General features: G+C 73.9%; 27 protein-coding genes. 12 read left to right on the top strand and 15 right to left on the bottom strand.

Going from position 1 to position 24614, the window contains the following annotated elements; all coding sequences use genetic code 11:
* Nucleotides 1–2: 2 nt before the first annotated feature.
* Complete coding sequence (locus SM450_RS00530) at nucleotides 3–893, bottom strand: SDR family NAD(P)-dependent oxidoreductase (RefSeq protein WP_474617654.1); 891 nt, start codon at nucleotides 891–893, stop codon at nucleotides 3–5.
* 116 nt (nucleotides 894–1009) lie between these two features.
* Here SM450_RS00530 and SM450_RS00525 point away from each other — a divergent pair, with 116 nt between their 5' ends.
* On the top strand, nucleotides 1010–1495 hold the full coding sequence (locus SM450_RS00525) for a DUF4190 domain-containing protein (RefSeq protein WP_474617653.1): 486 nt from the start codon (nucleotides 1010–1012) through the stop codon (nucleotides 1493–1495).
* Between the two features lie 42 nt (nucleotides 1496–1537).
* Here SM450_RS00525 and SM450_RS00520 read toward each other — a convergent pair whose 3' ends face one another.
* Nucleotides 1538–2494, bottom strand: a complete 957-nt coding sequence (locus SM450_RS00520) for an HpcH/HpaI aldolase/citrate lyase family protein (RefSeq protein ID WP_474617652.1) — start codon at nucleotides 2492–2494, stop codon at nucleotides 1538–1540.
* A gap of 126 nt (nucleotides 2495–2620) precedes the next feature.
* On the opposite strand from SM450_RS00520, the gene SM450_RS00515 reads away from it, so the two are divergent.
* Both SM450_RS00515 and SM450_RS00510 read left to right on the top strand, forming a co-directional pair.
* The gene (locus SM450_RS00515) at nucleotides 2621–3445 is read left to right on the top strand and encodes an SDR family NAD(P)-dependent oxidoreductase (RefSeq protein WP_474617651.1); all 825 of its coding nucleotides are present in this window, start codon (nucleotides 2621–2623) and stop codon (nucleotides 3443–3445) included.
* Between the two features lie 40 nt (nucleotides 3446–3485).
* Nucleotides 3486–3773, top strand: coding sequence for a hypothetical protein (locus tag SM450_RS00510; RefSeq protein ID WP_474617650.1), 288 nt, complete (start codon nucleotides 3486–3488; stop codon nucleotides 3771–3773).
* A 4-nt stretch (nucleotides 3774–3777) separates the two neighbouring features.
* On the opposite strand, the gene SM450_RS00505 is transcribed toward SM450_RS00510, so the two are convergent.
* Together SM450_RS00505 and SM450_RS00500 are read right to left on the bottom strand one after the other, a co-directional pair.
* Nucleotides 3778–5931 (bottom strand): APC family permease, encoded by a 2154-nt coding sequence (locus SM450_RS00505; protein ID WP_474617649.1) that lies wholly within the window; start codon nucleotides 5929–5931, stop codon nucleotides 3778–3780.
* A gap of 42 nt (nucleotides 5932–5973) precedes the next feature.
* Nucleotides 5974–6669 (bottom strand): HAD family hydrolase, encoded by a 696-nt coding sequence (locus tag SM450_RS00500; protein ID WP_474617648.1) that lies wholly within the window; start codon nucleotides 6667–6669, stop codon nucleotides 5974–5976.
* Nucleotides 6670–6722: 53 nt separating this feature from the next.
* Between SM450_RS00500 and SM450_RS00495 the strand changes: the two genes are divergently transcribed.
* A complete protein-coding gene (locus SM450_RS00495; RefSeq protein ID WP_474617647.1) occupies nucleotides 6723–7679 on the top strand; it encodes a DMT family transporter in 957 nt (318 codons plus the stop codon).
* 104 nt (nucleotides 7680–7783) lie between these two features.
* On the opposite strand, the gene SM450_RS00490 is transcribed toward SM450_RS00495, so the two are convergent.
* Both SM450_RS00490 and SM450_RS00485 read right to left on the bottom strand, forming a co-directional pair.
* Nucleotides 7784–8317: a hypothetical protein gene (locus SM450_RS00490; protein ID WP_474617646.1), complete on the bottom strand. Its 534-nt coding sequence runs from the start codon at nucleotides 8315–8317 to the stop codon at nucleotides 7784–7786.
* A gap of 486 nt (nucleotides 8318–8803) precedes the next feature.
* On the bottom strand, nucleotides 8804–9673 hold the full coding sequence (locus SM450_RS00485; protein WP_474617645.1) for a PhzF family phenazine biosynthesis protein: 870 nt from the start codon (nucleotides 9671–9673) through the stop codon (nucleotides 8804–8806).
* Nucleotides 9674–9706: 33 nt separating this feature from the next.
* On the opposite strand from SM450_RS00485, the gene SM450_RS00480 reads away from it, so the two are divergent.
* From SM450_RS00480 to SM450_RS00470, 3 genes are read left to right on the top strand one after another with little or no spacing between them, the layout of a single operon-like run.
* Nucleotides 9707–10987: a magnesium transporter MgtE N-terminal domain-containing protein gene (locus SM450_RS00480; protein ID WP_474617644.1), complete on the top strand. Its 1281-nt coding sequence runs from the start codon at nucleotides 9707–9709 to the stop codon at nucleotides 10985–10987.
* A complete protein-coding gene (locus SM450_RS00475) occupies nucleotides 10980–11588 on the top strand; it encodes a DUF1003 domain-containing protein (protein WP_474617643.1) in 609 nt (202 codons plus the stop codon). Before SM450_RS00480 ends, SM450_RS00475 begins: the two co-directional genes overlap by 8 nt.
* A gap of 27 nt (nucleotides 11589–11615) precedes the next feature.
* Complete coding sequence (locus SM450_RS00470; RefSeq protein ID WP_474617642.1) at nucleotides 11616–12761, top strand: Mrp/NBP35 family ATP-binding protein; 1146 nt, start codon at nucleotides 11616–11618, stop codon at nucleotides 12759–12761.
* A gap of 39 nt (nucleotides 12762–12800) precedes the next feature.
* On the opposite strand, the gene SM450_RS00465 is transcribed toward SM450_RS00470, so the two are convergent.
* Both SM450_RS00465 and SM450_RS00460 read right to left on the bottom strand, forming a co-directional pair.
* Nucleotides 12801–13232: a twin-arginine translocase TatA/TatE family subunit gene (locus tag SM450_RS00465; RefSeq protein ID WP_474617641.1), complete on the bottom strand. Its 432-nt coding sequence runs from the start codon at nucleotides 13230–13232 to the stop codon at nucleotides 12801–12803.
* A 72-nt stretch (nucleotides 13233–13304) separates the two neighbouring features.
* Complete coding sequence (locus SM450_RS00460) at nucleotides 13305–14612, bottom strand: S1C family serine protease (RefSeq protein WP_474617640.1); 1308 nt, start codon at nucleotides 14610–14612, stop codon at nucleotides 13305–13307.
* Nucleotides 14613–14905: 293 nt separating this feature from the next.
* Between SM450_RS00460 and SM450_RS00455 the strand changes: the two genes are divergently transcribed.
* Entirely contained in the window at nucleotides 14906–15478 is a 573-nt protein-coding gene (locus tag SM450_RS00455) for an O-methyltransferase (RefSeq protein ID WP_474617639.1), read from the top strand.
* 1 nt (nucleotide 15479) lies between these two features.
* On the opposite strand, the gene SM450_RS00450 is transcribed toward SM450_RS00455, so the two are convergent.
* Together SM450_RS00450 and SM450_RS00445 are read right to left on the bottom strand one after the other, a co-directional pair.
* A complete protein-coding gene (locus SM450_RS00450) occupies nucleotides 15480–16958 on the bottom strand; it encodes a leucyl aminopeptidase family protein (protein WP_474617638.1) in 1479 nt (492 codons plus the stop codon).
* 145 nt (nucleotides 16959–17103) lie between these two features.
* Nucleotides 17104–17271 carry a DUF3117 domain-containing protein gene (locus SM450_RS00445; RefSeq protein ID WP_013283866.1) on the bottom strand — a complete coding sequence of 56 codons (168 nt, stop codon included), beginning with the start codon at nucleotides 17269–17271 and terminating at the stop codon, nucleotides 17104–17106.
* 191 nt (nucleotides 17272–17462) lie between these two features.
* Here SM450_RS00445 and SM450_RS00440 point away from each other — a divergent pair, with 191 nt between their 5' ends.
* Together SM450_RS00440 and SM450_RS00435 are read left to right on the top strand one after the other, a co-directional pair.
* Nucleotides 17463–18281, top strand: a complete 819-nt coding sequence (locus SM450_RS00440) for a PaaX family transcriptional regulator (protein WP_474617637.1) — start codon at nucleotides 17463–17465, stop codon at nucleotides 18279–18281.
* A 4-nt stretch (nucleotides 18282–18285) separates the two neighbouring features.
* Nucleotides 18286–19077 (top strand): enoyl-CoA hydratase-related protein, encoded by a 792-nt coding sequence (locus tag SM450_RS00435; protein WP_474617636.1) that lies wholly within the window; start codon nucleotides 18286–18288, stop codon nucleotides 19075–19077.
* Nucleotides 19078–19083: 6 nt separating this feature from the next.
* Here the strand turns inward: SM450_RS00435 and SM450_RS00430 are convergent, their stop codons facing one another.
* The 4 genes from SM450_RS00430 to SM450_RS00415 are packed head-to-tail and all read right to left on the bottom strand — an operon-like array spanning nucleotide 19084 to nucleotide 21472.
* Nucleotides 19084–19707 carry a hypothetical protein gene (locus tag SM450_RS00430; RefSeq protein ID WP_474617635.1) on the bottom strand — a complete coding sequence of 208 codons (624 nt, stop codon included), beginning with the start codon at nucleotides 19705–19707 and terminating at the stop codon, nucleotides 19084–19086.
* A gap of 25 nt (nucleotides 19708–19732) precedes the next feature.
* Nucleotides 19733–20317: a DNA-3-methyladenine glycosylase I gene (locus SM450_RS00425; RefSeq protein WP_474617634.1), complete on the bottom strand. Its 585-nt coding sequence runs from the start codon at nucleotides 20315–20317 to the stop codon at nucleotides 19733–19735.
* A gap of 52 nt (nucleotides 20318–20369) precedes the next feature.
* The gene (locus SM450_RS00420) at nucleotides 20370–20867 is read right to left on the bottom strand and encodes an SRPBCC family protein (RefSeq protein ID WP_474617633.1); all 498 of its coding nucleotides are present in this window, start codon (nucleotides 20865–20867) and stop codon (nucleotides 20370–20372) included.
* A complete protein-coding gene (locus tag SM450_RS00415) occupies nucleotides 20864–21472 on the bottom strand; it encodes a DivIVA domain-containing protein (RefSeq protein WP_474617632.1) in 609 nt (202 codons plus the stop codon). The genes SM450_RS00420 and SM450_RS00415 overlap by 4 nt, the downstream gene beginning before the upstream one ends.
* 178 nt (nucleotides 21473–21650) lie before the next feature.
* Here SM450_RS00415 and folP point away from each other — a divergent pair, with 178 nt between their 5' ends.
* Nucleotides 21651–22520 (top strand): dihydropteroate synthase, encoded by an 870-nt coding sequence (gene folP, locus SM450_RS00410; protein WP_474617631.1) that lies wholly within the window; start codon nucleotides 21651–21653, stop codon nucleotides 22518–22520.
* A 7-nt stretch (nucleotides 22521–22527) separates the two neighbouring features.
* On the opposite strand, the gene SM450_RS00405 is transcribed toward folP, so the two are convergent.
* Nucleotides 22528–22905, bottom strand: coding sequence for an NADH-quinone oxidoreductase subunit A (locus SM450_RS00405; protein WP_474617630.1), 378 nt, complete (start codon nucleotides 22903–22905; stop codon nucleotides 22528–22530).
* Between the two features lie 124 nt (nucleotides 22906–23029).
* Between SM450_RS00405 and SM450_RS00400 the strand changes: the two genes are divergently transcribed.
* Nucleotides 23030–24427 (top strand): hypothetical protein, encoded by a 1398-nt coding sequence (locus SM450_RS00400; protein ID WP_474617629.1) that lies wholly within the window; start codon nucleotides 23030–23032, stop codon nucleotides 24425–24427.
* The last annotated feature ends 187 nt before the right edge of the window (nucleotides 24428–24614 follow it).

Below are 24614 nucleotides of genomic sequence, written 5' to 3'. Positions count from 1 at the left end.
CCTCAGCGGAACTGCGCCTCCCGCACGCTGTTCCCGCCGTCGACCACGAGCATCTGCCCGGTGATGTACGACGCGGCCGGCGAGCACAGGAACGCGATCGCGGCGGCCACCTCGTCCGGCGTGCCGGGGCGTCCCACGGGTGTGCCGAGGCCCTGCTTGATCTCGACCATGGTGGACGCCGCGGTGTGGATGATGCCCGGCGCCACCGCGTTCACGGTCACCCCGTCGGCGATCATCTCCATCGCCAGCGCCCGGGTCAGCCCGACCACGCCGGCCTTCGCCGCCGCGTAGGCGGCCTCGGTGGGCAGCGCGTTCACCGGCCCGGCGGTGGCGGCCAGGTTGACGATCCGCCCCCAGCCCCGCTCGGACATGCCGTTGATGAACGCACGGCTGGACAGGAACGCGGTGGTCAGGTTGCGGTCGATCTCGCCGCGCCACTCGTCGTACGTCAACTGGGCCACCGGCCGCAGCACCTCGGGGCTGGCGCGGCTGGCCAGGCCCGCGTTGTTGACAAGCACCTCGACGTCGCCGAGCTGCTCGGCCACCGCGTCGGCGAGCGCGCCCACCTCGGACTCGTCGGTGAGGTCGGCGACGAAGCCGGTCACCCCCAGCTCGCCGGCGCGGTCGTGGATCCGCCTGGTGGTCGACACGATCGCCACCCGGGCGCCCAGGTCGGCCAGCCGGCGCGCGGTCGCGTACCCGATGCCGTCCGCGCTGCCCGCGCCGGTGACCAGGGCGACCCGGCCGTCCAGCCGCATGGTGGCGGTCTCCGGGAGCGGTTCGGCCCGGTCCTGGTCGGCGGCGACCGCCGGCTCCCCGGCGCGCGGGCGGCGAACCGACCCCGGCCGGCTCGTGTCCCGTCGCGACCGACCCCCACGTGCGTCAAGTGCCATGCCGAGGATCCTGCCCGCTGTGGACCTTCCGGGCAATGCGGCACCCGGAACTCCGGTCCTCCGGGTTACGCGGCGATGGCTACCCTGACCGGACCACGCCTCTGGAGATGAATCTGATGACCTATCCCCCACCACCCGGTGGTTGGCAGGACCCCGCGGCGGCCGGCCCGCACTCGACCCCGCCGGCCGACCCCTACGCGCCACCGGACCCGTACGCGGTCGCGAATTCGCCCTACGCGCCGCCCGGATACCCGCCGCCCGGCGGCGACCCGTACGCGGCGCCGGCCGGATATCCGCCGCCGGGCGCGTACCCGCCGCCGTACCCCGGCTACGCGCCGCCGAGCCGGACGAACACGCTTGCCATCGTGGCTCTGGTGCTCTCGCTCGTCGGGTTGACCTCCTGCATCACCGCGCCGATCGGCGCGATCATGGGCCACGTCGCGCGCAGGCAGATCCGGGAGACCGGTGAGCAGGGCGAGGGCATGGCGACGGCGGCCATCATCGTGGGCTGGATCCTCACCGGCCTGCTGGTCGCCCTGATCATCTTCTACATCGTGATGATCGTGATCGCGGTCAACTCGGGCAGCTCCAGCAGCTACTGACGCGACCGGGCCGCCCCCGCGCGGGGGCGGCCCGGCGCACGGTCACCGCGCGGGCGGGGTGAACGAGGAGGTACGCGTCATCCCGGCCGCACGCCCCTTGGCCGCGATCACAAGCGCCATCTTGCGGGACGCCTCGTCGATCATCTCGTCGCCGAGCATCACCGCGCCGAGCTTCCCGCCCGCCTCCGACGTGGCGTGGTCGTACGCGTCGAGGATCAGCTCGGCGTGGTCGTAGTCGGCCTGCGCCGGCGAGTAGACCTCGTTCGCCGCGTCGATCTGGCCGGGGTGCAGCACCCACTTGCCGTCGAAGCCCAGCGCCGCCGAGCGCTTGGCCACCTCGCGGAACGCGTCGACGTCGCGGATCTGCAGGAACGGACCGTCGACGGCCTGCTTGTCGTGCATCCGGGCGGCCATCAGGATCCGCATCAGGATGTAGTGGTAGGGGTCGCCCGGGTAGTCCGGGATCAGCGCGCCGACCACGAGCGACCTCATGTTGATCGAGGCCATGAAGTCGGCCGGACCGAAGATGATCGTTTCGATCCGGGGCGAGGCGGCGGCGATGGCGTCCACGTTCACCAGCCCGGCGGCGTTCTCGATCTGCGCCTCGATGCCGATCCGGCCCACCTCCAGGCCCAGCGTCTTCTCGATCTGGGTGAGCAGCAGGTCCAGCCAGTGCACCTGCTCGGCGTTCTGCACCTTCGGCAGCATGATGCAGTCCAGGTTCGTCCCGGCGCCCTCGACCACCTCGATCACGTCCCGGTACGTCCACGGCGTGGTCAGGTCGTTCACCCGGACCACGCGGGTCTTGCCGGCCCAGTCCCCCTCGTTCAGCGCCGCCACGATGTTCTTGCGCGCGTCCGGCTTGGCCAGCGGGGCGACCGCGTCCTCCAGGTCCAGGAAGACCTGGTCGGCGGGGAGTCCCTGGGCCTTGCCGAGCATCTTGACGCTGGAGCCGGGTACCGCGAGGCAGGACCGGCGGGGACGACCGACAGCGGTCATGGATGCGCTCCTTCCCGCGTCCGGCGGCAACACGCCGACGCGGCGGTGGATGTCGAGAACTTAACGATCCCAAAGGACGGGGCTACGCCACGGTAACCTCGTGCCGTGACCGGGGTGAATGGACCTGTGGAAGATCTCACTGAGCGACGGATCGTGGTGCTCACCGGCGCCAGCTCGGGCATCGGGCTGGCCGCCGCGGTGGAGCTGGCACGCCGAGGTGACCAGGTGGTGCTGGTCGGCCGGGACCCGGCGCGGCTACGGGCCGCCGGGGAGAAGGTACGCGAGTCCTGCGGCGAGCAGCCGGAGTTGTTCCGGGCCGACTTCGCCGTCCTCGACGACGTACGCGGGCTCGCCGAACGACTGCGCGCCAGCTACGACCGGATCGACGTGCTCGCGAACAACGCCGGTGCGATCGTGCTCGAACCGATCACCACGGTCGACGGCTTCGAGCTGAGCATGCAGGCCAACCACCTCGCCCCGTTCCTGCTCAGCAACCTGCTGGCCGACCGGGTCCGCCGGATGGTGGTGACCGCCTCCGACGCGCACCGCAGCGGCGTGCTCGACCCGGCCGACCTGAACGCCTCGCTGCGCCGCTACCGGCCGTTCCGCGCCTACGGCACCAGCAAGCAGGCGAACATCCTGTTCGCCGCCGAGGCGGCCCGGCGCTGGCCGCGGGTGCCGGCGTACGCGTTCCACCCCGGCGTGGTGAGCACCCGGTTCGGCAACGAGAGCCACCTGGTGGCGCTCGGCATGCGGCTGCTGCCGTTCCGCACCCCGGAGAAGGGCGCCGAGACGCTTGTGTGGCTCGCCTGCCAGGACCCGTCCCGACTGGTCGACGGCGGCTACTACGCCGACCGCAAGCCGCACCGGCCGCGTCCCAGGGCGGCCGACCCGGCGCTCGCCGCCCGGCTCTGGACCGCGAGCGCGAAGGCCGTCGGCGTCGAGGGCTGAGGGGCACCACGACGGCCGGTCGGCTGGGACACTCGACGCCATGACGACGGGGAACGAGGTCCTGCTGGTCGCGCTTGTCGACCTGAGCGCCGACGCCGAGGCCGGCCGGCGGTACGAGGACGCCGTGCTGGCGCTGCTCGACCGGCACGGCGGGGGGCTGGAACGGCGGCTGCGGACCGGGGACGGGGAGACCGAGGTGCACGTGATCCGGTTCGCCGCGCGGGCCGGGCTCGACGGGTTCCTGGCCGACCCGGACCGCGCCGCGCTCCGCGCCGGCCTGGGCGACGCCGCGCCGACCACCCAAGTGCTCGAGGTCCACGACGTCTGACGTGTCACTGGGCGACGTGCACCGGGACGCTCGTGACCACCACGCCGGGCAACGCCCGCAACGCGGCCCGCAGCCGCTGCTCGGCGCGGCTGTGCAGCAGCCGGTGCCGACGCCGGCGCAGCACCACCTCCGGCACGATCACGGTGAGCGTCAACTCCGGACGGGCGGCGTGCAACGCCTCCAGATAGTGCGCCAGCGGCCCGATCACCGAGCGGTACGGCGACACGATCGTCTCCAGCCGCAGGTGGTCGCCCCAGGCCCGCCACTGCTCCCGGAACCGGTCCGCCTCGGCGTCCTCCGGCGCGATGTGCACGGCCAGTGCCGGCCGGCCCAGTGACGCGGCGTACGCCAGGGCGCGCAGCGAGGCCCGGTTGAGCCGGGCCACCGGCACGACCACCAGGTGGCGAACCTGCTGGGGCAGTTCCTCCCCCTCGGCGGGCCCGGCCGGGCCGGGTGCCGCGGCGGGCGGCGGCGGGTGCAGCGCGAGCGCGCGGTGCAGCCTGGCGTAGTGCCTGTGGATCCGCCGGAAGAGCAGCACCAGCAGCGGCACCGCGACCACCACCACCCAGGCGCCCTCGGTGAACTTGGCGACCGCGGCGGTCAGCAGCACCAACCCGGAGAGCGTCGCGCCTACCGCGTTCACCACGAGACGCCGGCGCCAGCCGCGCCCCCGCCGTCGTCGCCAGTGCACCACCATCCCGGTCTGCGACAACGTGAAGGCGAGGAAGACGCCTACCGCGTAGAGCGGGATCAGCCGCTGGGTGTACCCGCCGAAGGCGACGAAGACCACCGCGGCGGCGAGCGCCAGCGCGATCAGGCCGTTGCTGAACGCCAGCCGGTCACCCATGTGCAGGAAGCGGCGCGGCGCGTGGCCGTCCCGGGCCATGAAGAACAGCAGCCGGGGGAAGTCGTTGAACGCGGTGTTCGCCGCCAACAGCAGGATCAGCGCGGTGGTGGCCTGGAGGATCGCGTACCACGGGCCGGTCGGGAAGGTGACCCGGCCGAGCTGGGACAGCACGGTCTCGCCCGCCCGTGGCACCAGGCCGTCGAGGTGGATCAGCCCGACCAGGCCGGCGAAGAGCGTGACGAGCATGGCGACCATCCAGCCCAGCGTGGTGCGGGCGTTACGCCACTCCGTCGGGCGGAACGCCGGCACCGCGTTGGAGACCGCCTCGATGCCGGTCATCGACACCGCGCCGGAGGAGAACGCGCGCAGCACCAGCAGCAGGCCCAACCCCTCCGTGGCGGGCACCGCCGGCGGCGGCGTCGGCGCGAACCCCCGCGCCGCGGCCTTCGCGTAGCCGACCACAAGCACCGCGAGAACCACCGCCACGAAGGCGTACGTGGGCAGCACGAAGATGTTGCCGGCGGCGCGTACGCCACGCAGGTTGCCGGCGAGCAGCACGACGATCACCAGCACCCCGAGCGGCACGGCCCACCTGGTGAGCCCGGGCAGCGCCGAGGTGACCGCGTGCACTCCGGCGGCCACCGACACCGACACGGTTAGCACGTAGTCGAGCATCAGCCCGGCCGCGGCGGCCAGTCCCGGCGTACGCCCGAGGTTGTCCCCGGCGACGATGTACGACCCGGCGCCGTGCGGATAGGCCGGGATGGTCTGCCGGTAGGAGATCCCGACCGCGACCATCAGCACCGCCAGCAGGGCGGCCAGCGGCAGGGCGAGCCCGAGCGCGGCACCACCGGCCAGCACCAGCACGGCGAGCATCGCCTCCGGCCCGTACGCGACGGAGCTGAGCAGGTCCGACGAGAGCACCGGCAGCGCGACCAGCTTGCGCATCCGCTCGTAGAGGACGGAGCTGCTGGCGAGCGGCGGGCCGACAAGCGCCCGGCGCAGCCGGGTGACCATCCGGCCGGCCCGGCCGCCGGGCAGGTGCGCCGGCCCGGTGGCGACCAGTTCGTCCGGCTGCGCCACGGTGAACAGGTCGATCGGGGCGAGCCGGCCGAACCGGGTCGGCCGGGGGCGGTGGTCGTGTCGACCAAGCGTCGGGTCGACGGGCAGATCGTCCGGGCGGCGCGGGCCGCGCCAGCGTGCGCCGATCCGGCCGAGCGCGGCCCGCTCCGCGGCGTCAAGCGGCGGGAACTCGGCCGAGGGCGTGACGACGGTCCCCCGCTCCTCCGCGTCGTCCCGGCCTGCCTCCACCCTCCGCACTTTCGTGCAGACCGACCCGTCCGGTGAGCGGAATCAGCCGACGGTGACCGGATCGAGCAGGTCGAGCACACCGGTGAGTGAGGTGAGCACCGGCCCGTCCCATCCGTGGTCGGCGTTGAAGACCAGGTGATCGGCGAGGTCCGGCGCGGCCAGCCGGACGGCGCGCAGGCCCACCCGCTCCGCGCCGGTGAGTTCCTGGCTGCCGCCGTCCCCGACGTAGAGGCAGTCGGCCGGGGCGCGGCCGAGCCGCCGACAGGCGGTCAGGAAGAGCGCCGGATCCGGCTTGCAGCGGCCGACCCGCACCGAGAAGACCCGAGTGTCGAGCAGCGGCGCGACGGCGAGTTGGGGCAGGAACGCGGGCAACTCGTGCGTGCAGTCGCTTACCAGCCCGGTCCGTACGCCCCGGTGGCGCAGCGCGGCCAGCACGGGCACCGCTTCCGCGCGCAACCGGGTGTCGGCCCGCACCGCCCGGTGGCGGGAGGCGACGGCGGCACGCACCGCCGCGTCGGAGGGGCGTACGCCGATCTGGGCGCAGACCCACCGCATGGTCGACTCGGCGTCGCCGAAGAACCCGCTGGCACGTTCGTAGTAGCTGCGGTCGAGCACCTCGACAAGCGCCTCGGTCGAGCAGCCGAGCTGCTCCGCGATGGCGCGGTGGGCACCTCCGCGCCGGACGCCGTGGGTGAGCGTGCCGAAGAAGTCGAAAAGCACCGCGTGGAACCTGGGCATGGGGAGATGCCTCCGGTCGTCGGGCGGATCGCCGGAACGCGCATGATCGTAACGTGTCCATCACTCCCGGTCGCCCCCCGCGCGACGCGCTGACCCTCGGCGCGCTCGCGCTCGCGGTCGCCGCCGTCTCGTCCTCCGCGCCGCTCGTGGCGTTCGCCGCCGCACCGGCCCTGGCCATCGCCTTCTGGCGCAACGTGCTGTCGGTGGCGGTGCTCGGCCCGGTCGCGGTGACCCGCCGACGGGCCGAACTCCGCGCGCTCACCGTCGGGCCGGGTCGCCGGGAGGGGCTCTACTGCGTACTCTCCGGGGTCGCGCTTGCCGCCCACTTCGCCACGTGGATGCCGAGCGCGAAGCTCACCTCGGTCGCGGCGGCGACCGCGCTTGGCGCCACCCAGCCGGTGTGGCAGGGGCTGATCGCCCGCGGGCAGGGGCGGCGGCTGCCCGCCGCGGTCTGGGCCGGCATCGCGGTGGCGGTGCTCGGCGCGGCGCTCGCCACCGGCGCCGACGTCGCGGTCTCCGGCCGCGCGTTCACCGGCGACCTGCTGGCCGTGGCCGGCGGCATGTTCGCGGCCGTCTACACCGCGTTCGGCGAACGCGCCCGGGCCAGCGTCAGCACCGTCACCTACACCACCTTCTGCTACGGCGTCTGCGCGGTGATCCTGCTTGTGGTCTGCCTGGTCGGCGGGGTGCGGCTGCACGGTTACGACGGCGGGACGTGGCTGGCCATCCTCGGTCTGGTGGCGGGCGCCCAACTGCTCGGCCACTCGATGTTCAACTACGCCCTGCACCGGGTCTCCGCGACCACGGTCAGCGTGCTGATCCTGCTGGAGGCGCCGGGCGCAGCCCTGATCGGCTGGGCCTGGCTGGGCCAGTTGCCCCGGCCGCTCGCCCTGCCGGGGCTGGCGTTGCTGCTGGCCGGCGTCGCCGTGGTCGTGCTCGGCGGGGCGCGCGCCGGGCGCTGCCCCGAGCCGGCCGCCGTGCCCGCCGACGCCGCGCCGCCGCGCGGCTGACCGCCACGCCGTTGTGTGACTGACCGCCACGCCGTTGTGTGACTGACCGCCACGCCGTTGTGTGACCGGCCGCCGCGCCGCCGCGCGGGGTGGCCTCGCGGCGGTCAGCGGCGGCGGACCCGGTGCAGGCGGAACGGCTTGCGGACGGCCCGGACCACAGGCGCCGGCCGGGGCTGCTCGGCAAGCGCGCCGGCCGGCAGGTCCGCGCCGGTCACCGCCGTGCCGGCCGGGGTCAGCCGACTGAGCGCGCAACCCTCGGCCGCCCAGCGCGCCACCAGGTCGGTGGCGGAGCCGGAGGCGTTCAGCCGCTTCGCCGCGACAAGCGGCGCGGCGGTGTCCCACTCCTCGGTGCCGGGCCGCAGCCGGGTCACCCGGGCCGGCCAGGAGACGATCCGGCCGCCGTGGTCGCCGCGCAACGTCACCTCGGCCGCATCGCTGTCGGCCAGCCCGGGGGCGGCCTGTTCGCCGGGGCCGGTCACCACAAGCAGCGCGCCGTCCAGCGGCAGGCACCACAGCGCGTACGCCGGGCCGCCGCCGACGCTGACCCAGCACACGGCGGCCTTCTTCACCGCCTCGTCCACGAGCGGCGGCGTCACCCGCTCGTCCACCTCGTCACTCACCCGCCCATCCTCCCGCATCCCCCGCCTGTTCGACCGCCGGACGGACCGCCGTTCGGTTCGCCGTTCTGCGGCCTCCGGACCGCCGGCCTGACCGGGCTGGCCCGGCTCGCCCGGCTGGCCCGGCTGGCCCGGCTGGCCCGGCTGGCCCGGCTGCGGGAGGCTCCGCTTCGGAGGCTAGGAACTTGATGACGTCGACGAGTCACCGCCCGGGCTCCCGGAGCGACGCCGGCGCGTGACATGTCGGCGCGCGGAACAGCGGCCCGGCGACTCATTCTCGTCATCAGGTTTCTAGATCCTGTGACAAGGGGGCGTCGAGCCGAGGCGGAGGCCGGACGGCGATCCGGCAAGGCGCAGTGACGGCAGGTACCGGTTGGGCGGGTACCGGTGTCGTGTCCGGGCGGAACCGCAACGCCGCCGGTCGTCGTCCGGGCCCCGCAGGCCGGCCAACGCGCTGAGGACAGCCAGCGCACGGGGAGCAACCAGGCGACTGGCGGGAGCGGCGGCTCAGCCGACGAAGGGTGGGACGGCGATCTCGCCGCGGGCGACCGGCATCACCTGCCCGGCGACGGTCGCGCCGACCGCCGAACCGCCCGCCGCGGTCACGGTGCAGAACAGCGACGACGGCCGGTTGATCTCGATGCCCTGGCGCACCGCGTACGGCGTCCGCCCCTCGCCGGGCAGCAGCCCGCTTGCGACCAACCAGACCCCCAGGCCCAGGGCGGCCGAGCCGGTGGCCGGGTCCTCCGGCACACCCAACCCGGGCACGAAGACCCGGGCGTGCGCGGTTTGCGAGTCGGCGTCCCAGGAGAAGAGGCTGACGTGCTCCACGCCGTACCGCTCCGCCGCCACCGTGTTCAGCCTGGCCCGGGCCACCGCGTCCGGGCGTACCGGAAGGTAGGGGAACTCCAGGCCGCAACCGGCCACCCGCGGCGGCGGGCCGGCGTGGTCGGCCGCGGTGAGGCCGGCGATCTCCAGCAGCGGCTCCGGGTCGAGTTCCGGGCCGAGAGTCGGCGAGCCCCCGGTCAGCGTCGCGCTGGTCGCGGTCACCTCGATGGGCAGTACGCCGGCGCCGCACTCCTGGGTGACCCTGCCCACACCGAACACGCCGCGCCTGCTCGCGGTGACCGCGGCGCCGACGCTCGGATGCCCGGCGAACGGCAGCTCGGCGGCCGGAGTGAAGATCCGGGCCCGGTAGGTCGCGCCGGCCTGCGTGGGCGTCAGCACGAAAACCGTCTCGGACAGGTTGAACTCCAGCGCGAGCGCCTGCATCTGCTCGGTGGCCAGCCCTTCCGCGCCGAACACCACGGCCAGCGGGTTGCCGGTGAACGGGCGGTCGGTGAAGACGTCCACGATCTCGTAGGCCAAGGTCGACATGTTGTTAGAGAGTAGGCCCTTAGGCTGGTGCCCGTGAGCACGCCGAACCGGGTCTACATCGCTCGACTCGCCGGAGTCGCCGTCTTCGACCCGAACGGCGACCAGGTCGGCCGGGTCCGGGACGCGGTCGCCCGGATGCGCGCGACCCAGCGACCGCCGGAGGTGGTGGGGCTGGTCGCCGAGATGCCGATGCGGCGACGCATCTTCCTCTCCATCAACCGGATCACCTCGATCGACCCGGACGCCGTCGTGCTCGGCAGTGGCACCCTCAACCTGCGCCGCTTCTCCAAGCGGCCGAATGAGCTGCTGGTCCTCCAGGAACTGCTCGACCGGCGGGTCCAGCTCGACACCGGGCCGGCCGGCTCCGTGGTGGACGTGGCCATGGAGTGCAGCCGCGGCCGTGAGTGGGCGTTGACCCGGGTCGCCGTCCGCGAGCAGACCAACCGACTCACCCGCCGCGGCCACCTGCACCAGGTCGAGTGGGACCGGGTCCGCGGTCTCGGCACGGTCGGCGACAACCGGGGTACGGCGAACCTGCTCGCCGTGCTGGAGGACATGCGCCCGGCCGACCTGGCCAACGCCCTCCAGGACCTGCCGGACGCCCGGCGCAACGAGATGGCCGCCGCGCTCGACGACGAGCGCCTGGCCGACGTGCTAAGTGAGCTGCCCGAACGCGACCAGGTGGAGATCCTGGCCGCGCTGGACCGGGAACGGGCCGCCGACGTGCTGGAGGAGATGGACCCGGACGACGCCGCCGACCTGCTCAACGAGCTGCCCCCACCCGAGCAGGACGTGCTGCTCGACCTGATGGAGCCGGACGAGGCCGACCCGGTACGCCAACTGCTGCGCTACGCCTCGGGCACCGCCGGCAGCGTGATGACCTCCGAGCCGGTGATCCTGCCGCCGGACGCCACCGTGGCCGAGGCCCTGGCCCGGATCCGGGAGCCGCAGCTCCCGCCCGCCGTGGCCGCGCAGGTCTTCGTGACCCGCGCCCCGCTGACCACGCCGACCGGGCGCTACCTGGGTATGGTGCACTTCCAGCGGTTGCTCCGCGAGCCGCCCGCCGACCTGCTCGGCGGGATCGTGCTCAACGACATCGACCCGCTCCGCACGTCGACCCCGCTGACCGAGATCACCCGCCGGATGGCCACCTACGACATGGTGGGCATGCCCGTGGTGGACCGGAACAACCGGCTGGTCGGCGCGGTGACCGTGGACGACGTGCTTGACCATTCCCTGCCGCGCGACTGGCGGGACCGGGACGCGGCACCGACCCCGTCCGCCACCGACGACGGGACCGTGGACGATGAGTGAGCAGCGACGCGGCGAGCGGCTGGACCAGCCGCGCGCCCCCCGGGGCCTGCACCTGCCCCGGATCGACGCGGATTCGTTCGGCCGCTGGGCCGAGGGCATCGCCCGGGGCATGGGCACGGCGAACTTCCTCGTCTACATGACCCTGATCCTCGCCGCCTGGTTCCTGTGGAACACGCTGGCCCCGGCGCACCTGCGGTTCGACCCGTACACCTTCACGTTCCTGACGCTTGTGCTCTCCCTCCAGGCTTCCTACGCGGCCCCGCTGATCCTGCTCGCGCAGAACCGGCAGGCGGACCGGGACCGGGTCTCGCTCGACGAGGACCGGCGGCGGGCCACCATGCAGAAGGCGGACACGGAATACCTGGCCCGGGAGATCGCGGCGCTGCGGATCGCGATGGGGGACGTGGCGACACGTGACTTCCTCCGCTCCGAGCTGGCCCGGCTGGCCGAGGAACTGGACGAGGCGGCCGAGCGGCGGCGCAAGCTGGAGCGGCGCCAGCAGGAGCGGGAGACCCGGCGACCGGCCGGCGGCGACCGGCTCGACGAGCCCCGCGACGAGCTCGACGGTGACTACGCCCACGAGGGCCGCTACGAGAGCTGACCATCGACGCGACGTAGCATTGCGGACATGTCAGCACCCGTCAGCACCATCTCCGACGCGATCCAGGCCGCGCTGGCCACCGTCAACGACCCGGAGATCCGTCGTCCGATCACCGAGCTCGGCATGGTCCGCTCCGCCGAGCGGGACGACGACGGCTTGGTCCGGGTGGAGCTGCTGCTCACCGTGGCCGGCTGCCCGCTGAAGGACAAGCTGCGCAACGACATCACCGCCGCCGTCGGCGCGGTGCCCGGGGTCAGCCGCGTCGAGATCATCTTCGACGTGATGAGCCCGGAGCAGCGCCAGGAGTTGCAGTCGAAGCTGCGCGGTGGCGGCACCGCCGAGCCGGTGATCCCGTTCGCCCAGCCCGGCTCCCGGACCCGCGTCTACGCGGTCGCCAGCGGCAAGGGCGGCGTCGGCAAGTCGAGCGTCACGGTCAACCTGGCCGCCGCGCTGGCCGACCGCGGCCTGTCGGTCGGCGTGGTGGACGCCGACATCTACGGCCACTCGGTGCCCCGGATGCTCGGCGCCGAGGGCGCGCCGACCCGCGTCGAAGACATGATCATGCCGCCGCAGTCGCACGGTGTGAAGGTCATCTCGATCGGCATGTTCACCCCCGGCAACGCGGCGGTCGTATGGCGCGGCCCGATGCTGCACCGGGCGTTGCAGCAGTTCCTGGCCGACGTCTACTGGGGCGACCTGGACGTCCTCCTGCTCGACCTGCCCCCGGGCACCGGCGACATCGCGATCTCGGTGGCCCAACTGCTGCCGAACGCGGAGATCCTGGTCGTCACCACCCCGCAGACGGCCGCCGCCGAGGTGGCCGAGCGGGCCGGCGCCATCTCGCTGCAGACCCACCAGCGGGTGGTCGGTGTGATCGAGAACATGTCCTGGCTGGAGCTGCCGGACGGCTCCCGGATGGAGGTCTTCGGCGCCGGCGGCGGTGCGGCGGTGGCCGAGTCACTGACCCGGACCATCGGCGCGCAGGTGCCGGTGTTGGGGCAGATCCCGATGGACACCCGGGTCCGTGAGGGCGGCGACGCGGGCCGGCCGATCGTGCTGGCCCAGCCGGACGCGCCGGCCGCGAAGGCGATGGTCGAGATCGCCGACCGGCTCGCGGTGCGCCGGGAGTCGCTGCTCGGCAAGCCGCTCGGCCTCAAGCCCGCCGGCCGCTGACCCACCCCGCTCCCCCTCCCCGTCCCGCTGTGGGGTGGGTCAGGTGGCGTCGTCGTAGGACGGGCGGGGGGCGGGCGGGGTGTGGGTGGGGGCGGCGGGGGTCGCCACCGCCGGGCGAGGGGCGGGGGTCCGCAGGTCGGCCGCCTTGGCCACGTCCTTCAGCTCGTCGTGCACGCCTGCGACGTCGGAGCGCAGGTTGTCGTACATGCTCTGGAGTGGCTTCCGGATCGCCTGCTCGTCGTCCTCGCTGAGCAGGTGCTTGCGGATGAACGCTTTGGGATGCAGGTCCTCCAACTGGATGTCGGTGCCCAGCTCACGACTCAGGTCGCCGGTGGCGTTGCGCGCCATGTTCCGCAGGTTGCGGACCATCCGGAGGCCGTCGCTGATCACGTTGGGTAGCCGGTCCCCGAAGATCAGCAACGCCAGGAGCAGCAGGACGCCGACCTCCCACATGTTCAGGTTCTCGAACACTCCGGCCTCCTCGTCCGTGTCAGGGCAAGACTACGCACGTGAGGTGGCCCTCGGGGAGGGGGTGACCGGTCCTCACTTCGCGTCCGCGGCGAGCGTCACCGACGCGTTCTGCCGGGACGACCCGCGCCGGTACTCCACCGTCACCACCGCGCCCGGCGCGTACTTGCGCACCAGCGCCACCAGGTCGGTCGGGTCGGTCATCGGGTGGCCGTCCAGCCGGAGCACCACGTCCCCGGTCCGCATCCCCGCCGCCGCCGCCGGCCCGGCCGGCTCGACGGCGTTGAGGCGGACCCCGCCGCCGGTGGCGCCGGTGCCGCCGACCGAGGCGCCGATCACGGTACGCCGGGCCTTGCCGGTGCCGATGATCTCCTCGGTGACCCGTTTCGCCTGGTTGATCGGGATGGCGAAGGCGAGCCCGATGTTGCCGGCCTCCTGCCCGTCGGCCACAAGCGACTTGATTGTCGAGTTCACGCCGACCACCCGGCCGGCGCCGTCCACGAGCGGGCCGCCGGAGTTGCCGTGGTTGACCGCGGCGTCGGTCTGGATGGCCGCGTAGTAACGGGTCGGCCCGCCCGGCTCGCCTGCCTGCATGGTGCGGTCAAGCGCGCTGACGATGCCCGCGGTGACGGTGTTGGCGAGCGACAGCGGGGAGCCCATGGCGAGCACCGGATCGCCCACCGCGAGCGCGTCCGAGTCGCCGAACTGCACAGGCGTCAGCCCGCTGCGGGTCACCTTGATGACCGCGATGTCCGACTCCGGGTCCTGCCCGACCACGGTGCCGGCGGCGGTGCTGCCGTCGTTGAACAGCACGGTGGCCTTGCCCGGGCCGTCCGCGACCACGTGGTCGTTGGTGATGATGTGCCCGTCGGTGCTCACCACGAAGCCGGAGCCCTCGCTGGTCCCGCCGAAGCTTGCCACCCGGATGGTGACCACGCTGGGCAGCACCCGCTCGGCGACCCCGGCCAGTGACTCGGGCTTGCGCTGGGCGAGCGCCGGCGCCTGGCCGGCCTGCGCGCCGAGCGTCGGCACGTCCCCGCCGCGCAGGAGCGCGTAGGTCAGGGCGCTGCCGAGCGAACCGGCAAGCAGCGCGGTGAGCAACGAGATCAGCACCACCTGGCGCAGCCCCGGCCGGGTCGGCTGATTCGGGTCGGTGACCGGCTCCGGCTCACCGGACCCGGCGGGCGCGGCGGCCGGCACCACCACGGCTGCGGGCGCGTACGGATCCCGCCACGGGTCGGCAAGCGCGTCGGACCACCAGGGCGACGTCGTTCCACCCCCGGCGCTCTGCGGCGGCTGCCCGGGCGACGGGCCTCCCCCCGGCGCCCCGGCCCCGCCGGGCTGGCGCCAGTCCCAGCCGTCGGTCACGTCCGTGCCTCCCACTTTCGTCCCGCACGCCCCGCGCCGGGCGCCGGCGGAGCCGGACGACCGAGACGCGCGGGACCCATCCAGGATTGCACGAATGCCCCGGGTGCAGTCAGGGGTTGCCGCCCGTGATCGTCCGACGGCCGACTCGCGGCTGCGCGGCTACCGGCCCGGCTCTACGCTCACAGTGCCCACCCGACCCCTCGCACCAGCCCCGCACCCGGAGGTGTCCCATCGCCACGGTCGCCGGTCACGGCAGTTCGACGGCCCAGGCGCTGCAGTTCGCCGAGTCGTACGTCACCGAGGACATCGTGCTGCGCACGGCCCGCGCCCTCGCCCACGAGGTGGGCGTGGAGGCGGTGACGCCCGGCGCCGGCGCCGCGCTGCGGCTGCTCGCCGCCGCCGGCAACGCCCGGGCGGTGGTCGAGATCGGCACCGGCACCGGGGTCAGCGGCGTCTGGTTGCTGCGGGGCATGCGCCCCGACGGCGTGCTCACCACGATCGACGTGGAGGTCGAATACCAGCGCATCGCCAGGCGGCTGTTCCAGGAGGCGGGCTTCCCGTCGGGGCGTACCCGGATCATCACGGGCCGGGCGCTCGACGTGCTGCCGCGCCTCGCGGACGGCGTCTACGACCTGGTCTTCGCGGACGCGGCGGCGACCGGCTTCGCGGCATACGTGGACGCCGCCCTGCGGCTGCTGCGCCCCGGCGGGGTGCTCGCGCTCAACGGCGCGCTTGCCGCCGGCCGGATCGGCGATCCGGCCGCCCGGGACGTGGCGACGGTCACCGTGCGGGAGACCATCAAGGCGATCCGCGAGTCGGAGCACTGGGTGCCCGCGCTGCTGCCGGTCGGCCAGGGCCTGCTCGCCGCCGTGAAGAGCTGAGTCAGGCCAGCGTCGCCAGCCAGCGCAGCAACCCGCGTACGCCCCAGCCGGTGGCGCCCTTGACCAGTTCCTCGTGCGCGTCGTCGGACCACGAGGGGGCCGACATGTCCAGGTGCGCCCAGCGGTCCCGCAGGTCGCCGGTGAACTCGCGGAGGAAGAGCGCCGCCACCACCGAGCCGGCGCCCTGGGCCGGGGAGCTGTGCAGGTCGGCCACGTCGCTGGCGAGATATTCCAGGTAGTCGTCGGTGAGCGGCATCCGCCAGGCGCCCTCGCCGGCCGCGGTGATCGCGGCCAACAGGTCGGTCGCCAGGTCGTCGTTGTCGCTGTAGAGCGCCGCGTGCCGCTTTCCCAGGGCAACCGCGTTCGCCCCGGTAAGCGTGGCCAGGTCGACGAGCAGGTCGGGCTTCAGCTCCCGGACCGCGTACGCCAGCGCGTCGGCGAGCACCAGCCGGCCCTCGGCGTCGGAGTTGGTGCTCTCGCTCGTCACCCCGCCGTAGTGCCGGATGACGTCGCCCGGTCGGAACGCGGAGCCGCTGACCATGTTCTCGGCGAGCGGGGCCAGCGTGGTGACCCGTACCGGCAGGCGCAGCTCGGCCGCGCCGAGCGTCGCGGCGACCACCGCGGCGGCGCCGGCCATGTCCTTGCGCATCAGCTTCATCGCCGGCACCGGCTTGATCGAGATCCCGCCGGTGTCGAACGTGATGCCCTTGCCCACGAGCACCACGTGGGTGCGCGCGTCGGCCGGTCGCCAGTCCAGCTCGACCAGGCGCGGGCTCCGGGCGGACCCGGCCCCGACGGCCAGGACGCCACCGAAGCCCTCCGCCGCCAGTTCCTCCGGGCCGCGGACCCGCAGGTGCAGGTCGGGCCGGCCGGACGCGGCGGCGGCCACCTGGTCGGCGAACCACTCCGGGTGCTTCGTCGACGACGGGGTGTTGGTGAGGTCGCGGGCCAGCCGGGTCATCGCGGCGGTGGCCCGGGCGGCGGCGAGCGTGCCGGCGAGCGCTTCCGGGTCGGCCACCAGCACGTCGACCCGTGCCAGGGCGGCGGGCCGGGCGCCGGCCTCGGTGAGGCGGAAGCGGTAGGAGCCCAGCAGCAGCCCTTCGGCCAGGCCGCGCAGCGCCTCCTCGGGCTGCGCCGCCTCGGCCCGGCCGGGCAGCGCGATGGTGATCTGCGTCTCACCCTTGGCCGCGCGGGCCAGCGCGGCGCCCGCGGACCGCCAGGCCCGCTCGTCGCCGTCGCCGACGCCGAGCAGCCAGAGGCGGCCCGGTGTGCCGCCGGGACGCAGGTGCTCGCGTACCTCACCGGCGGCGCCGGTGTGGCGGGCGACGGGCAGCAGCGCGGCCACCTCGGACCGGATGTCCTCGCCGGGCGTGACGGCGGTCGGCACCACCTCGGGCGGGGCGTCCGGCACGCCGGGACGAACGGGCAGGACGAGGGCGTCGGGTCCCGTGGACCCGCTCACCAGACGAATGGCCAGCACGCTGGACCGTACCTCCGCAAATGCTCTAAGCCGGACAGATTGCCGCTCACCGGCCGATGAAGGCCCTGAGCCACCGGCCAAGCCGGTGGCTCAGGGTAGGACGAACCGCCCGCACGACTGGACGTCGTGCGGGCCGCTCCTCGCATCAGCCGGCAGCCGCCTTCAGCGCGTCACCGAGCGCGGTGGCCTCGTCGGGAGTCATCTCGACGACGAGCCGGCCACCACCCTCCAGCGGGACCCGCATGACGATGCCCCGGCCCTCCTTGGTGACTTCCAGCGGACCGTCGCCCGTCCGCGGCTTCATCGCCGCCATGTTGTCTCCCCTCAGACCTACACCAGGGTCGGTGGGTTGCCCCACAGCCACATTCGCCATCGCCAGCCGCAACGGTCGCGGAGGCGTCAACAAACGATTTTCCCTGATGAACACCGCCGGACCCAAACCGAAGCAGCATTGATGTAACAGCACCTAGCTTATCTTGGATAGGCCTGTCACAATGTGCGGTCATGCAGGCACGGTCGGCACTCTTCGACCTCTACGGCGACCACCTCCGCGCCAGGGGTGGCCGCGCGCCCGTTGCTGCCCTGGTCAAGCTGCTGGCGCCGCTCGGGATAGCCCCACCGGCCGTGCGCACCGCGGTCTCCCGGATGGTGCGTCAGGGCTGGCTGGAACCGCTCCGGCTCGCCTCCGGACCCGGATATTCGATCACCCCGAAAGCCGGCCGTCGACTGGACGAGGCCGCCTCCCGGATCTACCGGACGGGTCGACACAGTTGGGACGGACGGTTCGATCTTCTCGTCCTCACCGCGCCCGCGTCGCGCCGGGACCGGCAGCGACTCGCCGCCAACCTCAGCTTCCTCGGGTACGGCACCCTCGACGACTGCACCTGGGTGGCCACCCGTCCGGGTGAGGACGTCGACCTGCTGCTCGCCGAGGCGGGTGTGCGCTTCGAGCGGTTCACCGCCGCCCACGCCGCCGGCACCCCCGGCGCCATGGGCGTGGTCCGTCGGGCCTGGGACCTGGCCGAGATCGGCCGGGCGTACGAGCGCTTCGTCGCCGAACAGAAACCGCTGCTGCACGGCGTCACGGTACGCAGCAGCGACGAGGAGGCGTACGCGGCCCGGTTCCGGCTCGTGCACGCGTGGCGTACCTTCCTGTTCCGGGACCCGCAGCTCCCTCCGGCGCTGCTCCCCGAGCGCTGGCCGGGCACCAGCGCCGCCGGGTTCTTCGACCGGCACGCGGCCCGGCTCCGGCCCGCCGCCGACCGGTACGTCGAGCAGTGCCTCGACGCCGGCAACCGCCTCGCCCGACAGAAGGGTCGTTAGAAACGTGACCGAGCCGTTGCTCGTCGACCGCACCGACGCCGTCGTCACCCTGACGCTGAACCGCCCGACGGCGATGAACTCGCTCGACGTGGCGCTCAAGGAGGCGCTCCGGGACACCCTGGCCGAGCTGGAGAGCGACCGCTCCTGCCGGGCGGTGGTGCTGGCCGGCGCGGGCGGGTCGTTCAGCGCCGGGCAGGACCTGCGGGAGCACGTGCAGACGCTGGAGTCGGCGGGCACCGACCCGCTCAGCACCGTGCGGGCGCACTACAACCCGATCGCCGCCAGGCTGGCCAACCTGCCCAAGCCGGTGGTCGCGGCGGTACGCGGAATGGCCGCCGGCGCGGGCGCGTCCCTGGCGTTCCTGGCCGACTTCCGCATCGGCGGCCCGAAGACCCGGTTCCTGATGGCGTTCGCCGGCGTCGGGCTCGCCGCGGACACCGGCGCCTCCTGGACGCTGCCCCGCCTCGTCGGCCACGCCAAGGCGGTCGAACTGCTCATGCTCGCCGAACCGGTCGGCGCCGAGGACGCCTGCCGGCTGGGCCTGCTCACCCGGCTGGTGGACGACGACGAGCAGGTGCTCCCGTCCGCGCAGGAACTGGCCGCCCGGCTCGCCGCCGGCCCGACCGTCGCCTACGGGGCGATCAAGCGTCAGCTCTCCATCGCCGACGCGGGCACTCTGGCCGACGCGCTGGCCGCCGAGGCGCAGGCACAGGCGATCTGCGGGGCCACCGCCGACCACCGCGCCGCCACGATGGCCTTCGTCAACAAGCGGAAGCCGGTCTTCGAGGGCCGCTGAGGCGCGTCAGTCGTCCTCCTCCGGGTCCTGGTTGGCCTCGGCGCCGAGCACGAACGCCTGCATGGCCAACTCGTCGCCGGAGGGCGAGACGAACGCGGGCAGCTCGCGCGGCCCCAACTCCTGCACGTACGACCAGAAGATCCGGACCGCCTCCGCCCGCGAGGCCGCCTCGATCGGCAGGTCCAGGCTTACCAACCAGGTGCGCCGGGCCGGCGGCGGACCGATCCGGTCGGCGAACGCCCGCCATCGCGCCGGGTCGAGCGCGGCCACCGGCCCGTCGGGGGCCGGGCCGTCGACCGCCACCGGCTCGTCGAGCGACCGTCGGGTGTACGTCACCACGAACGCCCCGCCCGTCGCGTCGGACTGCGGGTCGTCCGGATCCTCCCGGCCCCCGGCGCCGGCACGCGCGACCCGGCCGAGCGCCACCAGCCGCAGCGGCTCCTCGACGAGCACCGCCACCTGGTCACCGGGGCGGGGCCGGCCCGCCCCCGGCAATCCGGTCAGCTCCAGCACGTCGTGGTGCACCAGCCGTTCGGCCTGGTAGCGCTCGGCGGGCAGCAGCACCGCCCAGGCGCCGGGCGTGGTGTCACCGTCGGTCGTCCCGCTCGTCCGCGGCTCGGTGTCGGTCATGCCCCAATCCCATCACGCCGCGTCGTCACACCCCGGCCCGGTCACCGCTGGAGTGGCAGCCGGCGAGGTGATCGTCCACCATGCCGGTGGCCTGCATCAGCGCGTACGCCGTGGTCGGGCCGACGAAGCGGAAGCCCCGCTTCTTGAGCGCCTTGGCCATCGCGGTGGACTCCGGGGTGATCGCCGGCACTTCGGCGAAGGATCGGGGTCGCGCCGCCCGGGGCGCGGGCGCGTGGGACCACAGCAGCGCGGAGAGGCCCTCGGGCAACTCCAGCGCGGCGCGGGCGTTGACGATGGCCGCCTCGACCTTGGCCCGGTTACGGACGATCCCGACGTCGGCAAGCAGCCGCGCCACCTCGGCCTCGCCGTAGCCGGCCACCTTCTCGATCCGGAACCCGTCGAACGCGAGCCGGAACGCCTGCCGCTTGCGCAGGATGGTCAGCCAGGACAGGCCGGACTGGAACGCCTCAAGCGTCAGCCGCTCGTAGAGCGCGTCGTCGCCGCGCAGCGGCCGGCCCCACTCCTCGTCGTGATAGACGGCATAGTCGGTGGTGCTCGCTCCCCAGGCGCAGCGGGGCAAGCCGTCGGCGCCGGTCACCAGGTCAGTCACGCCCTACACGGTAGGCCCGCCCACCGACAGGCGAGCCCGGGGCCGACGCCGGTCAGGGCAGGCGGCCCTGCTCGACCAACCGGGCGAACCGCTTCAACGCCTGGGTCAGGCTGACCTTCGGGCCGGGCCAGAGCAACGGCCAGGCGACCCGGCCGGCCGCGCCGGCCGGCAGGTGGAACCACTCGTGCCACACCACCTGGGTCCGACCCCGGTCCATCGGGGTGCACCGCAGCACCCCCGGCCCGCGCAGCAGTTTGCCGCAGTGGACCACCCCGACCTCGTACGGCGCGTCGACCCGGACCACTCGCATCTCGTCGCGCAGCGCGGCCGGACCGAGTGCGGTGACCGCCTCGATCAGGCTCCCCTCGCCGCCGTCCCCCTCGACCACCCGGACCGTGGTGAAGGGGATCCAGTCCGACTGCCGTTCCCACGCCGTCAGGGCGGCGAAGACCCGCTCGGCCGGCGCGTCGACGATCACCGTGGCGGTGACCTCGGCGGCACCCGGCTGGGCCGCCTCGGTGAAGCCGGCGGAGCCCTCCGCGCCTGTCACGCCGACTCCGAGCGGAGCGGCACCCCGCGTTCCCGGTCGTCGGCCTCGGTCGTCGGCGCGCTCTCGCCGGCCGACGCCGCTGCGGCCCCGCCCGCGGGAGAGGTGGTGTCCTCCACCGCGGCGGCGGCCGGCGCCTCCGCCACGCCCGCCTCAGCGGTGGCGGGCGACTCGGGCGCCGACAGGTCGATGACCACCGGCTCCGTGCTCGACGGGTCGGCGTCCGACGGGTCGGCTCCGAGGCTCGTCGCGGCGGCCTCCTCGCGGGCCCGGCGCAGCGCGTCGGCGTCCTCGGTCCGCCCCTCCCGCAGCGCGGTGTTCTCGGCCTCCAGCACGCCGATCAGCTCGGACTTGTAGCCGATGTCGTAGGCGGCCCGCCGAAGCGCCGCGTCGACCTGGGTCATCCGGTATCCGCGCAGCGCGGTGTCGAACCGGACCCCGGTCACGTCCGACTCGTCGAGCGGGCGCGCGCCCGGCAGCGGCACCGACCGCCCGTCCGGCTCGGCCGGCACCAAGCCCGGATCCCGTCCGGAGACCAGCACCGTCACTCCGAACACCACAGCCGCGACGGTAAGCGCGACGACCAAGAGGAGCAGAACCTGACCCATGCAGAGATCGTGGCATGCGGGCCGGGATCGGGCGAGCCCTCCCGAGCCTCCGGTCTGGAACGAAGTGGCGAGAAACGCGAATATCTTGGTACGAAAGCGCCCCTGGGCGGGCCGTTTCGTACCAAGATCTCGGAGCAACGCCGGGTTGCGGGCGCGTGGACATGAGGGAGCGGCGGGTATGGCGGGGAGCTTGCGGCTCGGTGGACGGACCTTCGCCCCGGGCGAGCTGACGGTGATGGCGATCGTGAACCGCACGCCGGACTCGTTCTTCGACCGGGGCGCCACCTTCGCGCGGGACAACGCGCTGCGGGCTGTCGAACGGGCGGTGACCGAGGGCGCGGAGATCATCGACATCGGCGGGGTGAAGGCGGGGCCCGGCGACGAGGTCGACGTGTCCGAGGAGATCCGCCGGACGGTCGACACCATCGCCGCGGTCCGGTCCGCCTTTCCGGACGTGGTCGTCTCGATCGACACCTGGCGGGCGGAGGTGGCGGTGGAGGCGGTCGCGGCCGGCGCGGACCTGCTCAACGACACCTGGTCGGGGGCCGACCCGGCGCTTGCCGAGGTCGCCGCGGCGACCGGCGCCGGGCTGGTCTGCTCGCACGCCGGCGGGCTGGCGCCGCGTACCCGGCCGCACCGGGCCGCCTTCGACGACGTGGTGGCCGACGTGGTCACCACCGTCACCGGGCTGGCGGAACGCGCGGCCGGGCTGGGGGTACGCCGGGACGGCATCCTGATCGACCCGGCGCACGACTTCGGCAAGAACACCAGGCATTCGCTGGAGATCACCCGGCGGCTGGCCGAGCTGGCCGACACCGGCTGGCCGCTGCTTGTGGCGCTGTCGAACAAGGACTTCATCGGCGAGACGCTGGACCTGCCGGTCGCCGAGCGGCTGGAGGGGACGCTCGCCGCCACCGCGGTCTCGGCCTGGCTCGGCGCCCGGGTGTTCCGCGCCCACCAGGTCCGCGAGACCCGACGGGTGCTCGACATGGTGGCGTCGATCCGGGGTGACCGGCCGCCGGCGGCGACCCGTCGCGGGTTGGCCTAGCTAGGTCTCAGGTCCAGCGCAGGACGCCACGCCGCCAGGCGTAGAGGATGCCGAGCGCGACGATCGCCACGAAGACACCCATCTCCGCCACCGTGGTCGCGCCGAACCCGGGCCGGTCGAAGACAAGCGCCCACGGGAAGAGGAAGACCGCCTCCACCGCGAACAGGACGTAGAGGTAGGCGTAGACGTAGTAGCGGATCTGCATCTGGGCCCAGTCGCCGCCGACCGGGTCGAGCCCGCACTCGTACGAGGCCCGCTTGCCCCACGGCTCGGCCGGACGGGCCGGACGTAACACCCGGTTCGCCGAGAACGCCGTGACGAAGAAGAGCACGGCGGCGAGCAGCAGCAGACCGAGCGTGGCGTACGAGCCGAGATATCCGGTCACGACCGGAGCGTACCGGTCCCGTCGAGACGTCTCGAACACGTTACGAATTCGTTTCCTGGCGGGACTAGTGCCGGATGGCAACCGTCACCGAATAATGAGACCTCTTGACCGTCCCGGAGGACAGATGATCCGCCCCCGCGCGTCCCGCCGTACCCTCACGCTGTTCGCGCCCGCGCTCATCGCCGCGGCCACGGCGGTCGTCGCGGTGGCACCGGGATGGGCGGTCGCCACCCCCGCGCTCCCGGCCGGGGTGGTCCGGGCGGCCGGGCCGGGCGCGCCCGGCGACCCGGGCGGCGATCCCGGCGGCGAGCCGACGCCCACCGAGGAGACGACGACCACCACGGCGCCGGCGCCGCCGACTGAGGACGCCCCGGCACCCACCACGCCGGCGGTGCCGGCCGCCACCACGGCGGCGCCGCCGACCACGGCACCGGCGCTGCCGTCGCCGACCACCGCCGCGCCGACCACCACCGCCCCGGCGCAGCCGCCTGTCGCGCCACCCGTGCAGCCCCCGCCACCGCCCCGGACCCAGCCGGCCGGCGGGCCGCTCGGCGTGCAGGTCAGCACGGACGACGTGGTGCTGACGCCCGGCTACTGGAACGACGACAGCACGGTGACCACGCTGCGGGTGACGGTGGCCAACACCGGCGGGCGGGAGGCGCAGGTCAGCCTCGGCTACACGCTCCCGGCGGGGCTGGCCGACGCCGGCACCCCGGGCTGCGTCGACGCCGGCGGCGGCAACCACCGCTGCGGCGGGTGGACCGCCTCGCCCGGCGCCCGGTTCACCACCACCATCCGGGTCCGGGTCGCCGGCGACGCCTGGCGCACCATGCCGCTGAGCGGTTCGGTCCAGGTCACCGCCGTCGCGCCCGGCGTCGACGGCGCCGCGTACGACGACGAGGGCTTTGCGGTGCTCTTCCCGCCCGGCCCGCCCGTGCCAGGCATCTCACTGCGCACCGAGGAGGTGCTCTTCGACATCAGCGGCGCGCCGAGCACGCTCACCGTACGGCTGGGCAACACCGGCGAGGTCGACGCCGCGGGCCGGGTGGACGTGCTCCTCCCCGCCGGGGTCACCGTGAGCGGCGACGTGAGCGGCTGCGCACCGACGGCCCCGGGCCGCACCCGGTGTGGGCTCGGCACGCTTCCGGCCGGCCGGGCCGCGACCCTGCGACTGCCGGTGACCGCCTCGGCGGAGGCACAGCGCATGGCCCCGCTCGCCGGCGCGGTGATCGGCCGGCTGGACCCGCGCAGCGGGCGGGACCGGCAGGTGCAGATGAGCTTCCGGATCAGCGCGGCGGCGGCGCAGGCCACCCCGACGGTGGGGGAGCCCGCCCCGACCGGGTCGCAGGGCGTGCTCGCCGCGGCGGGCCGGGCCGGCGGCCACGACACGCCGGCGCGCCGGATCGCGATCGTCCTGATCGTCATGTCGGGACTGCTCGTGGTCTTCGCGCTGGCACTTGCCACCCGATCGCTGCGACGCCGCAGCGACATCACCGTGGCGGACCCCACCCCGGACCGCTGACACCCCCTAAATCTTGGTGAGTTGGATTACGGGGTGGGGTACTAAAGCCCGCAAAGCGGGGCATACACCTGCGCAAACGAGTCCCACACGTCGGACCTCCACCAAGGCGGCCCTAACCGTCCGACGTAGGCTCTGACGTGAGAAACGGAGCGGGCCGTGCCGGCGTGGGCGACGGCGCTCAGCGAAG

The sequence above is a fragment of the Micromonospora marincola genome, from assembly GCF_056150385.1.
Note: the sequence above shows the minus strand (reverse complement) of the source record. Positions and strands in the feature narration are given on the sequence as shown.